Source organism: Achromobacter sp. 1011811831 (assembly GCF_059760905.1).
On sequence record NZ_JCBANG010000242.1, the window covers coordinates 1 to 284 of the forward strand.

The following is a 284-nucleotide window of genomic DNA, read 5'->3' on the forward strand; positions in this document are numbered from 1 at the left end:
GGTCCACTTGCCATTCTGGTCAACGGTGAACGAACCGTACTTGCCCTTGCCGTCGTCGTTGACGGACCAGGTGTGCGTGTCGTTGGTGTCGACGTCGTGCTGGGTCAGCTGGCCGGTCACGTCCTGGGTGCTGCCTTCCTTGATCTGGCCGGTCGCGGTGCCGGAGATGGTCGGGGCGTCGTTGGTGCCGGTGACGGTGACGGTGATGACTTGCGTGGCGGTGCCGCCCTTGCCGTCATCGACGGTCACGGTGATGGTGTCGGTGACCTTCTGGCCTTCGGCCA

General features: G+C 64.8%; 1 protein-coding gene. It reads right to left on the reverse strand.

Features of this window, described 5'->3' with window-relative positions; genetic code table 11:
• Positions 1-284 (reverse strand): VCBS domain-containing protein (locus tag AC6LJ9_RS30800; RefSeq protein WP_498150480.1); only part of this gene is annotated, 284 nt, incomplete at both ends.